Origin of the sequence: Streptomyces sp. NPDC046557 (assembly GCF_040645975.1) — a bacterium.
Lineage (GTDB): Bacteria > Actinomycetota > Actinomycetes > Streptomycetales > Streptomycetaceae > Streptomyces.
Genome location: NZ_JBEYZH010000022.1, coordinates 19,363 through 32,414, shown reverse-complemented (window position 1 = coordinate 32,414; position 13,052 = coordinate 19,363). Strand labels below are relative to the sequence as shown.

At 69.2% G+C, this 13,052-nt stretch carries 13 protein-coding genes and 2 pseudogenes; 6 read left to right on the top strand and 9 right to left on the bottom strand.

Features of this window, described 5'->3' with window-relative positions; translation table 11 throughout:
• Positions 1-122 precede the first annotated feature (122 nt).
• The gene (locus ABZ934_RS26980; RefSeq protein ID WP_361318015.1) at positions 123-785 is read right to left on the bottom strand and encodes a deoxynucleoside kinase; all 663 of its coding nucleotides are present in this window, start codon (positions 783-785) and stop codon (positions 123-125) included.
• Between the two features lie 531 nt (positions 786-1,316).
• Positions 1,317-2,780: a rifampin monooxygenase gene (gene rox, locus ABZ934_RS26975; protein ID WP_361318013.1), complete on the bottom strand. Its 1,464-nt coding sequence runs from the start codon at positions 2,778-2,780 to the stop codon at positions 1,317-1,319.
• Positions 2,781-3,173: 393 nt separating this feature from the next.
• Between rox and ABZ934_RS26970 the strand changes: the two genes are divergently transcribed.
• Entirely contained in the window at positions 3,174-3,878 is a 705-nt protein-coding gene (locus ABZ934_RS26970) for a hypothetical protein (protein ID WP_361318011.1), read from the top strand.
• A gap of 95 nt (positions 3,879-3,973) precedes the next feature.
• On the opposite strand, the pseudogene ABZ934_RS26965 reads toward ABZ934_RS26970, so the two are convergent.
• Positions 3,974-4,131 (bottom strand): annotated as a pseudogene (locus ABZ934_RS26965) (transposase family protein); the annotation flags it as partial.
• Between the two features lie 68 nt (positions 4,132-4,199).
• Between ABZ934_RS26965 and ABZ934_RS26960 the strand changes: the two are divergent.
• Both ABZ934_RS26960 and ABZ934_RS26955 read left to right on the top strand, forming a co-directional pair.
• Complete coding sequence (locus ABZ934_RS26960; RefSeq protein ID WP_361318009.1) at positions 4,200-4,529, top strand: hypothetical protein; 330 nt, start codon at positions 4,200-4,202, stop codon at positions 4,527-4,529.
• 348 nt (positions 4,530-4,877) lie between these two features.
• Positions 4,878-5,510 carry a dihydrofolate reductase family protein gene (locus tag ABZ934_RS26955; RefSeq protein ID WP_361318148.1) on the top strand — a complete coding sequence of 211 codons (633 nt, stop codon included), beginning with the start codon at positions 4,878-4,880 and terminating at the stop codon, positions 5,508-5,510.
• Positions 5,511-5,663: 153 nt separating this feature from the next.
• Here the strand turns inward: ABZ934_RS26955 and ABZ934_RS26950 are convergent, their stop codons facing one another.
• The 4 genes from ABZ934_RS26950 to ABZ934_RS26935 all read right to left on the bottom strand — a co-directional run bounded on the left by ABZ934_RS26950 (position 5,664) and on the right by ABZ934_RS26935 (position 9,289).
• On the bottom strand, positions 5,664-5,963 hold the full coding sequence (locus tag ABZ934_RS26950) for a PhzF family phenazine biosynthesis protein (RefSeq protein WP_361318007.1): 300 nt from the start codon (positions 5,961-5,963) through the stop codon (positions 5,664-5,666).
• A 99-nt stretch (positions 5,964-6,062) separates the two neighbouring features.
• The gene (locus ABZ934_RS26945; protein ID WP_361318005.1) at positions 6,063-6,497 is read right to left on the bottom strand and encodes a hypothetical protein; all 435 of its coding nucleotides are present in this window, start codon (positions 6,495-6,497) and stop codon (positions 6,063-6,065) included.
• Between the two features lie 512 nt (positions 6,498-7,009).
• Positions 7,010-7,531, bottom strand: coding sequence for a DUF4142 domain-containing protein (locus ABZ934_RS26940; RefSeq protein ID WP_361318003.1), 522 nt, complete (start codon positions 7,529-7,531; stop codon positions 7,010-7,012).
• A gap of 378 nt (positions 7,532-7,909) precedes the next feature.
• Complete coding sequence (locus tag ABZ934_RS26935) at positions 7,910-9,289, bottom strand: YhgE/Pip family protein (RefSeq protein WP_361318001.1); 1,380 nt, start codon at positions 9,287-9,289, stop codon at positions 7,910-7,912.
• A gap of 135 nt (positions 9,290-9,424) precedes the next feature.
• Between ABZ934_RS26935 and ABZ934_RS26930 the strand changes: the two genes are divergently transcribed.
• The 3 genes and pseudogenes from ABZ934_RS26930 to ABZ934_RS26920 all read left to right on the top strand — a co-directional run bounded on the left by ABZ934_RS26930 (position 9,425) and on the right by ABZ934_RS26920 (position 11,332).
• On the top strand, positions 9,425-10,096 hold the full coding sequence (locus ABZ934_RS26930; RefSeq protein WP_361317999.1) for a MerR family transcriptional regulator: 672 nt from the start codon (positions 9,425-9,427) through the stop codon (positions 10,094-10,096).
• Positions 10,097-10,180: 84 nt separating this feature from the next.
• Positions 10,181-10,285, top strand: a pseudogene (locus tag ABZ934_RS26925) (IS5/IS1182 family transposase); the annotation flags it as partial.
• Positions 10,286-10,498: 213 nt separating this feature from the next.
• Complete coding sequence (locus ABZ934_RS26920) at positions 10,499-11,332, top strand: PIG-L family deacetylase (protein WP_361317997.1); 834 nt, start codon at positions 10,499-10,501, stop codon at positions 11,330-11,332.
• A gap of 228 nt (positions 11,333-11,560) precedes the next feature.
• On the opposite strand, the gene ABZ934_RS26915 is transcribed toward ABZ934_RS26920, so the two are convergent.
• Complete coding sequence (locus ABZ934_RS26915; protein WP_361317995.1) at positions 11,561-11,962, bottom strand: TraR/DksA C4-type zinc finger protein; 402 nt, start codon at positions 11,960-11,962, stop codon at positions 11,561-11,563.
• On the bottom strand, positions 11,959-12,720 hold the full coding sequence (locus ABZ934_RS26910; protein WP_361317993.1) for a Ku protein: 762 nt from the start codon (positions 12,718-12,720) through the stop codon (positions 11,959-11,961). Before ABZ934_RS26910 ends, ABZ934_RS26915 begins: the two co-directional genes overlap by 4 nt.
• Positions 12,721-13,052 lie beyond the last annotated feature (332 nt).

The following is a 13,052-nucleotide window of genomic DNA, read 5'->3' as shown; positions in this document are numbered from 1 at the left end:
GTTCGACGGCGCCCGGAACCCCCCCTGCCCGCGTTGCCCTCCAACCGTCGGGCGCTTGCTGAAGAAGCCCCCGCCCGCTTCCGGGCCGCGCGCTGCCGCGGCCGTCAGCCGGTGGGACGGTTTCAGCCGTGGTGCCGCGCCGCCGCCAGGGCGTCCTTGACCTCTTGCGCCACGCGGGCGGCGTCGTCGGGGTTGTGCACGACGTCCGTGTGGTTCATGTCGATGACGAGGACTTCGCTGGCCGAGTAGTGCTTGTGGACCCAGTCGTCGTAGCCCGACCACAGGGTGCGGTAGTACTCGACGAGGCTCTCGTCCTGCTCGAAGCCGCGGCCCCGCAGCCCGATGCGGTGCAGCACCGTCTCGAAGTCCGCCTTGAGGTAGACCATGAGGTCGGGTGCCTTGCGGTAGGGCAGGCCGTCGATCTCGCGCATCATCTCGTCGAGCAGTCCCTCGTACACCCGCATTTCAAGGGAGCTGATCCGGCCCAGGTCGTGATTGACCTTGGCGAAGTACCAGTCCTCGTAGATGGACCGGTCGAGGACGTTGTCGCCCCGCTTGTACGCCTCCTTGATCGAGGCGAACCGCGTCCGCAAGAAGTAGAGCTGGAGGAGGAAGGGGTAGCGCTTGGCCTGTATCTCCTCGGGGCTCGCCGTGTAGAAGAGCGGAAGGATCGGGTTGTCGTCCACGCTTTCGTAGAAGACCTCGCTGCCCAGCTCCTTGGCCAGCAGCTCGGCGACACTCGTCTTGCCGATTCCGATCATGCCTCCGACGCAGATCACCGGCATACCTCACTTCTCCCTCGGGGTGTTCTTCCTCGCGGGCGGGTGGCCCGGGCGCCCCACACCACTGAGCCGCATGCGGGCGGTCACTCGATTCCCCAGGATGCTGATGATCGGGATCATCCGGTCCCCGTCCCGGCCGGGACCGATGCAGGTCGCTGTCTCCGACCGGCCGGACTGACCGCTCAGCAGGTGTCGCGTAAGCGACGAGTCACCGCCCAGCGGTCGCCTTGAAGCATAGATGACGGCTCGCTCCAGGTCGGCCGGCCGTCCTTCGGGCGCCCGCCACACCTGCCCGCGGGCCGTGTCAGGACGGTCTCGGCCGTCGTGAGACAGGGCTCGGTGGACGCGTTCCAGGTTCACTGCTTCCTTGGCCACCATCGCCGGCCTGGGATCCGGCGATCGTCGTACCCAAGCAGAGCGTTTCGGCGAAAGGCTCGTCGGTGGGGCACCATCCGGGAGACGAGTCGGCGCGTCCGGCCTCACCGAGGATCATCAGGCGTGGCCGGGAGGCCTGGCAGGGCCGCAGTGGTGCGGTCAGGTCGTGGCGGTGCCGAACCACACGGGGAGGTGGACGAGGAGGTCCTGCTGGTCGTCGCCCACCCAGGCGACGTGGCCGTCCGGTCGCAGCAGTACCGCGGGCGCGTCGAGTTCTTCGCTGACCTCGACGACGTGGTCGACGCGGTCCGCCCAGCCCGCCACCGAGAGGCGGCCGGTCTGGTCGAGGAGCAGGCCACGGCCCGCGTGCGTCAGGTCGTACAGGCGCCCCCGCTTCAACTGGACGTCCCGCAGTCGGCGGCCGAGGAGGTCGTGGCCCGTGCCGAAGTCGTAGCGGATCGCGATCGCGGTGATCTTCTCGATGAGGTACCGGTTCACCTCCTGGAACTCCACCAGTTCCGCCATCAGCCGGCGCACCGCCTGCGCACCCGGCTCGGACGACATCAGCTGGATCTGCGCGCGGGTGTTGTCCAGCACGTCGGCCGCCACCGGGTGCCGTTCGGCGTGGTAGCTGTCGAGCAGGCCTTCCGGTGCCCAGCCGGAGATCTCCGCGGCCAGCTTCCAGCCCAGGTTGAACGCGTCCTGGATACCGAGGTTGAGGCCTTGGCCGCCGGTCGGCGGGTGGATGTGCGCCGCGTCGCCGGCCAGCAGCACCCGGCGGACCCGGTACTGCTCGGCCTGCCGGGTCGCGTCGCCGAAGCGGGAGAGCCAACGCGGCGAGTGTGCGCCGAAATCGGTGCCGCCGTACGCCCGCAGCTGCTGCTTGAACTCCTCCAGGGTCGGCGCGGCGGCACGGTCCTCCGCCACCCCGTCGGCGGGCACGACGACCCGGTACTCCCCGTCCTCCAGGGGCATGGCACCGAACCGCAGCTGGGTCTTGCGCACTTCGGCCGTCACGGCGGCCAGCGTCTGCGGCTCCACGTCCAGCTTCATCACGCCCAGCAGCGTCTCGACCCGGGACGGCTCGCCGGGGAAGGCGACACCGAGCAGCTTGCGCACGGTACTGCGGCCACCGTCGCAGCCGACGACGTAGCGCGAGCGCAGCCACGTACCGTCGGCCAGTTCGACGCTCACCCCTCGGTCGTCCTGGTCCAGCCCGGTCACCTCGCAGCCGCGCCGGATCTCGGCGCCGGTCTCGACGGCGTGCTCGGTCAGCAGCCGCTCGGTGGTGGTCTGCGGGATGTGCAGGACGTACGAATGCGCCGTATCCATCCGCTCCGGCCAGGACTCGGCGAGTCCGGCGAAGAAACCGCCGACCATGTACTGCTTGCCGAGCGCGAGGAACCGGTCCAGCAGACCGCGCTGTGCCATGACCTCGATGCTGCGCGCGTGCAGGCCCTGGGCGCGGGACTGACGGGTCGGCTCCGTCTCCTTCTCCAGTACGAGCACCCGCACGCCGTGCAGGCGCAGCTCGCAGGCCATCATCAGGCCGGTCGGGCCTCCACCGGCCACGATCACGTCTGCGTCCAGGTCTGAGTTCACGGCCATGTCTGTGTTCGTCATGAGAAACCCCCATTGAGCGTGTTGCAACGCCCGGCTGCTGTGTGCCCGTCGACCGCCCGTACGCCGCCGAATGCGCACGCACTTCGTTAATCCCTGATTTCCGGCGGTTCCCGGATCGTTCGCAGATTCTGCGGCATGACCGGGGCCTTGCCGCAAGGCCCCCTTTGCGCTATATCTTGATAGTGGCAAGGAGTGGGCAAGAACCTCCTTGCCTTTGTCATGTGTGCTGCCGTGTGTGGCAGTGGACCCCGCCGCGAGGGTCGCGCCCAGGCGGGTGATTGCGAGCCCGGTCACCGGTGGGGCCGGTTGGATGGCGTTCCCCGGATTCGCGGCGCAGGTCGACCGGGTCTGGCGCAGATCCCTGTGGCAGCACGAGGATGGGCAGGCTTCTGCATGTCATGGACCGGACGTTCGTGCGTCCTCGCGGTGCACAAGGAGAAGGGCGACGACACGATGAACATATCCGTCTCCATGGGTTTGGGTCGGGCGAGCCTCGCGCTCGGTGCGGCCCTGGCGTCGACCGTGCTCTGCACCACCCTGAGCGCGGCGGCGCCCGGGCCCGGGGGCGTGAGCGGGGCCGCGGGTACGGATTCCGTCGCGCGTGCGGTGGACGAAAGCGCCTGCCCTGTCGTGTACTTCGACCTGGGCGAGACCCTCGTGCACACCGCCGACGACGGCAGCATCGCCTATCAGTACGGAGCGGCCTCTTATCTGCGCGCCCTGCGCGAGCGCCACATCAGAGTCGGCCTGATCACCAACGTTCCGCCCTCCTGGGGGATGACCGATGCCGAGCGTGCAGCCAGGCTGAAGAAGGAAGTCGACTCTGCGTGGAAGGACTCCGCGCCCTTCGCCTGGAAGGACTTCGCCGGCCGGATCCTCACTCCCCGCACCGAGGCGGAGCGCAAACCGGCTCCCGCTCTCTGGCAGCGCGCGAGGGCCGAGTCAGGGCACTGCCGGCTCGTCTTCCAGGCGGAGACGGCCGAAGAGGTCGAGGTCGCCGCCTCGCTGGGCTATGTGCCGTACCAGGTCGGACAGCCACACCGGCCCGCGTTCCTCCCGGTCGGTGTGGTCCAAATCCTTGGCCACCGCTCCTACTGACCGCAGTGACACGACGACGCGGAAAGCGCGGAAAGGGCGGAAAGGGTGGAGAACGTCGTGACGGACACGGTTCTGATTCACATCAGTGAGCGTTTTCAGTGTTGCCTCTCCAGAGTGAGGGCCGCTTTGCGATGACGGTCATGCGGTCGGGGCTGATGCGGGATCTGCGGAAGATCTGCCAGGACTTCAACCGTGCCATGGCGCGCTCGACCGGAGCCCTGACCCGGGCGAGGGCCCGGTTGACCGCGCGCTGGTCGGGGTGAGCTCTCCGCCTGGCGTGTCGGGGTCGCTTGGGAGGTGACCCACCCGGGCGGGGCAGGGATGCTCGGCTCACTCCTGGCTCGCCCGTTGTCCGGTCGGCTCGGCCCGGGGCGCGTCCTGGCCATTCCTCGGCTGGCCTTCGCTCCGACCGGGGGGCCGATCGCCCTGGTCGACCGGGGCCCGGCCCTCTGGGTGGCCGCCGACGGCTGGCTGCTCACCACCTTCGAGGTGGGCGTCGACCATGTCCCCAAGGTCAGTCTGCGCCAGAGCGTCAGCCACGACCAGCTGCTCGGCCGGATGAACGCCACCCTGCGCATGGTCCTTACGGGCTCCCTCAGGCTCCCACGGGCTCCCTGGCAGCCAGAGCGGGCGTGCTCGGCGAACTCGTAGCGACCCGGGCCGCGCTCTGGGCCGGGGCCGCTACCGGCTGCCAGGTGCAGCCGGGATGAGCGACCGCTCCGACTGCCCCGCTGCCCGCCCGAACGCCGGGCGACGGGGACGACGCACATGGCTTGGTATGAGCCTGCCTTGCATCATTCACTACCTCGACACGGCGGAACGACCGGGCTGACGGTGAGGGACGTGCTACCAAGCAGGAAGTGGGCGTTGTGGTCGGATCACGCCGTGACCGCCTGGTGGATGGGAACTTCTGACCGGTGCGAGAGCACCGATGAGCTTTCTCCGCCCGGCCAGTCTTACCACCGTTGTCGACAGCACAGGAGGAGCAAGTGTCAGCTACTGCGGGTTCAGAACTTCAACATCTCAAGTGACGGGATCGGTGCCGGTGAGGAGCAGACGCTCGAGAAGCCGTTCGGGCATGTCGATCCCGCGAGGCTGTTCGCCTGGGCCGGTGCCACGGCGAGCTGGCCCATGCGCACCGCCCCTGGAGGGAGCCGGGGCCTGGACGATTACCTCACGCGCGACTATGCCCACAACATCGGCGCCGAGATCATGGGCCGTAACAAGTTCGGCCCCCAGCGCGGGCCGTGGCACGACCTTGAATGGCAGGGCTGGTGGGGTGACGAGCCCCCGTTCCACACTCCGGTGTTCGTACTGACCCACCACGAGCGTCCTTCGTTCACGCTGTCCGACACCACGTTCCACTTCGTCGACGGCGACCCCGCCACTGTCTTGGAGCAGGCCCGGGCGGCGGCGCAGGGCAAGGACGTACGGCTCGGCGGCGGCGTGACCACCATCAGGGAGTTTCTCGACGCCGACCTCGTCGACACCATGCATGTGGCTGTCTCACCGATGAAGCTCGGCTCCGGACTGCGACTGTGGGAGTCACCCGACGAGCTGCTCGACCGGTTCCACCTGGAGGTCGTGCCCAGCCCGAGCGGGGTGAAGCACCACCTGTTCTGGAGAAAGTAACCGGCCCTCAGCGCCGGCCCCGAGGCTGTTTCGCTTCCCGAGGCCGGCCCTGGGGCGGGCCGTCGAGCCACAGGCCGTCATCCGGCCCTGAAGGCCAACGTGGTCCAGTTGATCAAGGCCGAAGCCGAAGCCGGGAGTGCCCCATGCCCGGGGTCAGCATGTGGTCTCGTCCCCCGTGGCGCGGGGGTCGCCCTCCAGGGCGCGCAGCACGCTCGCTGCGCCGATGAGGGGATGACCCGCGAAGTCGAGCTCTCCGGCGAGGTCGAAGACCCGTGCCCGGTGGGTGCGCGGCCGTGAGGGGTCCGGCGTCAGGAACACCGATTCGAAGTACCGCAGTTCCCGGGTGATGGCCAACATCTGGGCGGCCGTGAGGCCTTCGGCTTCGGGGAAGACGGCAAGACTGTTCCCGTTGTGGGGGCGGGCTGTGAAGACGTCGACGTGGGTGTAGCGCACGAAGGCTCCTTGAGCGGACAGGGGCGGTGGGCCGGGGGAGCGGGGGTTCAGGGTTGTACTGCTGCAGGGGCGTGGCGCCGTCCCTCCGGGTCCGGCGATTCACCTGCCGTGCGCAGCGGCGAGAGGAGGAGGGGAATCACGGCGAGGAGTTCGCCCAGCGCCCCGGCCCACAGGGCGGTCCGGGCCCCGAACTGCTCTCCCAGCAGCCCTCCGAGGAGCGCGCACCGGCATTGACCCCCACACCACGAAGCGGAAGGTGGCGGTCATCCGGCACAGGAGCGGCTCGGGGCACAGCCGCTGGCGGTAGGCGACCGAGGAGACCTTGAAAGTTATGAAGGCGGTCCAACCGAGCCCCTGGCAGACGACGGCGACCGCGAACCGCCAGTCCGCCCGGTAGAAGGGCAGCGCGAGCAACCACAGCAGGGCGCTGACCACCATCAACGCGCACGTGGCGCGCCCTTGGCCGAACGCCGCGACGATCCGCCGGGTGAGCAGGCTGCCGATCAGCCCGCCGACGGCTTCCGAGGTGAACACCGCACCGCACAGCAGCTGTCACTCAGATACTTCCCCGGCCGGGAGCTCAGGGAGTACATCCGTGATCGGTTCCCGCAGCTCAAGAGCGGGCGGGCACGGCTGCTCGGGCGTCGCCCGGCCGTGCGGTGCAGTGCGATTACGTTCCCGGCCGGTGCCCGCAAGGTCCGTCGTGACCCGGCAGCACACGCAAACCGGCGCACCTTTGCTTCGGCGGGAGCCGTAGACATCCCATCGCCTCCTTGGTGGGGATCCGTGTACGGCCGTGCCGGTACCGTGGGGCGGTTCAGGTCGGTGCCCCCGTACGGCGCTGGTGGGGGGGCGACCCTCATTCCGGTCGTCCGGTTCTGGCCGTCGCCGGTCTGAGCGCCGGATCGTGGCCGCCGGCGGGGAGCATGCGAGCGACTCGCGCCCCGAGCCTGCGATCCGAAGGCCGGGCTGTCCCGCGGCATCCTGCCAGGGCGTAGGTGGTGCCACCGCCGCAGACGGTCTCGACCCAGACTGGGAGGGAGTTCCTACATCGTGTGGCAGGTGCCTCCACGGACCATGTCAAGGTGCATGACAATGACCGGGCGGGCTTTCTTGGCGGCGTTGACGAGGGCCGTGTCACTGCCCGAGCGGATCTGCGAGTCGATCAGGGCCAGGGTCTGCTTGTGGGCGGTTTCCTGGTTCTTCAACCACGCCGGGTCGTATCCGGCCGTTCCGGCCTTTTCCGTGACCCCCCTGAGCGCCTGTTGCTGCTCGGTCGTGGGAGCGGCGGGAAGCGTCATCTTCCCTTTGACGGCCAGGGCTTTCAGGTCCTTGTCGAGCTTCTGGTGATCGCTGATCAGCTTCGCGCCCACCTCTTTGACACAGGCGGTCATCGCGCTCTTCTGAGCGTCTTGGCCCGCAGCGATCTCGGCCAGGTTCCCCTGGTGCGCCGACCTCACGAAATTGGCGTCCTGGTCATTCGCGGGAGTGGCGGCCATTGCCGCCGGTGCCCACATCCCGGTCGCCACTGTCGCCGCTGCGGCCACCCCCAGCAGTCGTTTGCGCATGGTGCTCATCTCCTATCGCGAGCCTCGGCTCGGAGAGCCGAGGGTTCCGGCCGCGTCCTCTCCGGCCCCTACCCGCTCGGCATGAGCCAAACATGTGATGTCCGTGCTGGCCATGGCGTCCCACCACTGGGCCCTCTACGCGTCCCGCCGGAACGGAGACGTACCGATCTGGCGTACCAAGGCGGACCTGCCTGGTGCCAGCGCCACGACCGCGGCGGCCGCCTGGTTCCGGCGGATCGGTGCGAGGAGCACGAGACCTGCACACCGACTGGCCGGACGCATGCCTGCGATGAGCCGCCCGTACGCGAAGCGGCGCCGGGTGCGGGGTCCTGCCCGACCGTCCGCACCCGGCTGTGGCGGGCCCTGCGGGCCGGCTGCTCAGGCGGTGGCGGGGCTTGCGTTGTTGGGGGACTTCGGGGATTCAGGGGTCTCGTCGCAGACCGCAGCCGCAGCCGCAGCCGCAGCCGCAGCCGCGGCCTCGGCCTCAGGGCGGGGAATGCGGTGCAGCCCCTTGCGGTCGTAGAGGCGGGTGATGGAGAAGCCGAAGAGCAGTGCGGCGACAAGGGCGACACCCATCGCGCCCCACGCCCGGGTCAGACCCGCGTCGGCCTGGGCTCCGTAGTAGAGCAGGGAGCGCAGACCCTCGGTGATCTGGCGCAGCGGCTCGAACGTGGCGAGGACGCGGAAGAAGCCGGGAAGCGCCTGGACGGGCACGGTGGCTCCGGAGGAGGGGACGGCCATCGCGACGAACACGATGGTGGCCAGCAGCATACCGGGGGTGCCGAAGGCGGCGAACAGGGTCAGGCTGCCGACGCCGACCACCGCGATGGTGGCGACCGAGTAGAGCCACAGCAGGCCGAGGTGGGAGGCATCCATGTCGAGGATGCCGACTGTGGCGACCTCGACCAGGGAGCCCATGACCACGGACAGGCCGAGCATGAGCGCCATGCCGATGGCCAGGGTGCGGACGCGGCTGGTGTGCCGGACGGGTTCGCGCTTGCGGAAAGGGCCGAAATCGGTGTGCAGGTAGCCCAGTGCGGTGTCGACCTGGGAGTTGACCACGTTGGCGCCGAGCATGCCGCAGACGACCAGGACCAGTGCGTAGTAGAAGGCGCTCAGGCCCATGGCGCTTCGGGAGCCGACAGGGTGGCCGTCGGCGACGTTCACGGTCACCGGATCGGCCAGCTTGAGCAGGGCCGCCGTCGGGAGCGGGGTCTTCTGGGCCCCGGCCTGCTTGAGCAGTTCCTGGCCGAGCTGGGCGGATGCTGCGTGGGCGGCCTTCTGGGCGGCCTGGGAGGACATGGAGGAGCCGATGCTGCCGGCGGGCTGGTTGGTCAGCACCGTCAGGGTCGGCGGGGCGGGCCGGCCCTGGGGCGCCGGCTGGGGAGCGGTCAGCCCGGTCACCGTGGCGGAGAAGTCCTTGGGTATGACGAGGGCGCCGAAGACCTTGCCCCGGCCCAACCGCCTCTCGGCCTCCTCACGGCTGACGACCTGCCAGTCGATACTCTTGTCGCCCTCGGCGGCCTTCCGTATCCCCGAGACGACCTGCTCTCCCAGATTGAGGTGGCGGCCGCCCGCGTCGGCGCCGCTGTCGGTGTTCACCAGGGCCACGGGCAGGTCGCGCAGGTTGCCTCTGGGGTTGACGTTGCCACCGACATAGAGCAGGGCGAACAGTATCGAGACCACGGCGGCGATGAGTCCCGTTCCGATCCACAACCGGGGTCGGCGGAGCACGGAGGGGGGCGTGGGATGAGGCATCGATTCTCCGGTGCGGCTGCGTAGCGGTTCCTAAGCTGGATACCTAAGGTATCCAGCTATTGGATAGTGGCAGTATCTTGTTGTGGTGTCCAATCACCGATGACGCACCGGCCGCATGACCAGCAGGGAAGTCGCATGAAGATCTCGGAGCTCAGCCGGCGGACCGGCGTGCCGGTCGCCAGCATCAAGTACTTCCTGCGCCAGGGCCTGTTGCCCGCGGGGCGGGCCACCGCCGCGACCATCGCCGAGTACGGGGATGAGCACGCGCAGCGGCTGCGGCTGATCAAGGCGCTGACCACGCTCGGCGGCCTGTCCATCGCCGCCACCCGTGACGTGCTCGGGGCCGTCGACCAGGCGCACACCACCGAGGGCGCTCTCGGAGCAGTGAGCTACGCCCTGCCGGTGCCGGTGGCGACCCAGCGTGCCGTAGACCACGAGGAGGATGCCGAGGCCGACGCGACCGCCGGGGCCGAGGTTGCGGAGCTGCTCGCGGCGCTGGACTGGCAGGCGCCCCCGACCTCACCGCACGTGAAGGGGCTGACGGCGGCCCTGCGGGAACTGCGGCGGCTGGATGCGCAGTACGTTCCGGGCGAGCTCACCGCCTACGCGAGACTGGCCGAGTCGGTGGCCCGGTTGGACCTGGAACGCGCGGCGGGCCTCGACGACCCGGTGGCTCTGGCCGAGCGGGCGGTCATCGTCTTCGCGATCTGCGCCCCGGTGTTCGAACTGCTGCGTCGTCTGGCCCAGGAGGACCAGGTCCGCCGCCGAGCCGCCGGCGACGCCGCCGGGTCCGTAGCGCCCCGTTAGCGCTCGCACGGAGGGCACGCCGCCCGGCCGTCGTCAGCCGCCTTCCCGGTGGAGGCGGACGGCGATGGCGATACTGAGAAGTTCGTCAGCGGAGCCAGGGCATAACTTCCGCCGGTATTCGGGCTGAGCCGGCAGGCGGGCTACCGACGTTTCGCGCAGTGGAGCCAGGCCCGGCTATGGGGGAGGTTGTAACGTGTCATCCTCGACGAACTCGACGCCCGCTGAGAGGTGGACTGCTCGCGCTGCGCCGCCGTCTGACGGCATGTCATGTCTTGGTGCTTGCTCTCCCATGAGGGCGGCCGAGTCGGCGCCGGACGAACTTCCCCGCGGGGGTCGGCGGCGGGCGTACCCGCTCCAGTCCGCGTTCCGTTGACGCCCCACCGGCTGTAGGAGGACTCTTTCATGACTGACCGGCCCTTGACGCTCATGGCAGTGCACGCCCACCCCGACGACGAGGCCACCGGAACCGGAGGGGTTCTCGCGCGGTACGCGGCGGAGGGCATCCGCACGGTTCTTGTGACGTGTACTGACGGCGGTTGCGGTGACGGACCGGGGGGTGTCAAGCCGGGCGATCCCGGGCACGATCCGGCGACGGTCGCCTTGATGCGCCGTCAAGAACTCGAGGCGAGCTGTGACGTCCTGAAGGTCAGCGATTTGGAGACGCTGGACTATGCCGACTCCGGGATGATGGGCTGGCCGAGCAACAACGCCCCCGGATCCTTCTGGCAGACTCCCGTAGAGGAGGGCGCCGCCCGACTTGCCGAACTCATGCGGCACTACCGGCCCGACGTGGTCGTCACTTACGACGAGAACGGCTTCTACGGCCACCCCGACCATATTCAGGCCCACCGCATCACGATGGCGGCGCTGGAGATGACCGCCCTGACACCGAAGGTGTACTGGACGACGGTGCCCCGCTCGGGAATGCAGCGGTTCGGGGAGATCATGCGCGAGTTCCATCACGACATGCCGGAGTCGGATCCCGCCGAGGCCGCCGCGATGGCCGAGATCGGCCTCCCCGACGATGAGATCAGCACGTGGGTGGACACCACCGCGTTCAGCGGTCAGAAGTTCGATGCGCTGGCCGCACACGCCAGTCAGGGCGAGAACATCTTCTTCCTCAAGATGGGCAAGGAGAGGTTCGGCAAGTTGATGGGCATGGAGACCTTCGTCCGTGTCAAGGACGCCACCGGCGCGGCCGTACCCGAGAACGATCTCTTCGCCGGACTGCGCTGATCCGCCCGTCCGAACCGACGGCTCGCGGCCGCAGGGCGCGCCGAGGAGCGGGCCGACCGCCGACGTCGAGAGCAGTCGGGCCGCTCGCCGATCCGGCCACCACGCTGACCGACCACCGCCGCGCGATGTTTGTCCGGACGCCTGCATGCCCGGCTCGGGCGCCGACGCCGAGGAACCGAGGCCACGGCCGCCTGGCCGGCACGCGGGTGCGCCGGATGCCGGTCGGCGTCAGTCGGGGTGCGGAGGCCGGCGCGGATCGGACGCGCAGCGGACACAGGTGGTCGCCGCCGGACGGACCTCCAGGCGTTCGGGCGGAATCGTCCCACCGCAGCCTTCACACCGTCCGTACCGTCCCTGTTCGAGCCGTTCCAGCGCCCGGTCCAGTTCTTCCAGGTGTTCGCGTGCCCGCGCCAGCAAGGTGGCCACGTGGGCCCGCTCGAAGGCGGTGCTGCCTCCCTCGGGGTCGTGCTCGTCGTCGACCGCGACCAGGGCGTTCGCCGCGACGATCCCGTCGAAGTCGCGGCTCAGCGCGGCCGCCCGCGCGAGGGTGTCGGCGCGGTCGGCTGAGAGGCGTTCGCGGGCGGTCGCGAAGGTGGACGGGTCGTGCTCGTCATCATCTGCCTGAGTCATGTTCGGGACAGTGCCTTCACGAGGTCGTCGCGGGTCATGTGCGAGCGGCCGGGGACGTTGGCGGCCGCGGCCTTCTTGTAGAGGTCTGCCTTGGGCAAGCCACTCAGATCCTCCTTCGGGGCGGATCGGATCCGCTTCTTCGCCGCCGGCTTCTTGCCGGCCGCGGTCCTTTCGGAGACCGTGGCCTTCCCGCCTGCGGTCTTCGGACTTCCGGCACGCTCCACACTGGCCCGCAGGGCCTCCATGAGGTCGACCACCCCGGTCGGCTCCGCGGCGGGTTCGGCCTTCTCCACGGTCCCGCCGGCCTTCTTGGCCTCGATGAGGGCCGTGACCTTCTCCCGGAACGTGTCGTGGAACTCTTCGGGTTCCCAGTCCATGCTCACGGCCCGGATGAGTTGCTCGGCCATCTTCAGTTCCTTGTCGGAAGCCTTCGCCTTGTCGAAGAAGATCGGATCGACCTCCGTCAGGTCGACGAACCCGGCGATGTCCAGCGACTGGGAGAGGCCCGGTGCGATGTCGTCGAGTTCTTTCGACTCGACCAGGACGTACTCATCACCGGTGTCGTAGCCCTTGACGATGTCCGTCAGCTCGACTTCGTCACCGGTGCGCTCGTTCACCCGCCGGTTGCGGATCCGGTCGGACGTGCCGCGCTGGAGCTGATGGAAGCGGATGGTGTGGCTGTCGGTGGCCGTGTAGAGGCCCACCGGCAGGCTGACCAGCCCGAACGACAGATTCCCGGCCCACACCGGACGCGCCATAACCGCCACCTCCTCCAGTCATCCCTCTTCCGGCTCACGGCGCCTACCCGGCCTGGCCTGTGCCACCCGACCTCGCTTCCATGCCGGTCGTCCGAACAGGTCACTGAACGAGCGCCGACTTCCTTCTAGAATCGAACTGACGGCCCCGCTTGCCCACCATGTCACCAATGTCGTCGTCCGCGAGGGTGGACCGGAGCCCGTGCATGGGCGAAGGGCATCGCCTTGAACCAGGACGGGTCTCCGGGAACACGGGATCACGAAGGTGCGGATCCTCGCCGACGGACGCTACGCGCTCTCCGCCGCCTCCAGGACGGCGGATACGGGTGGCTGCG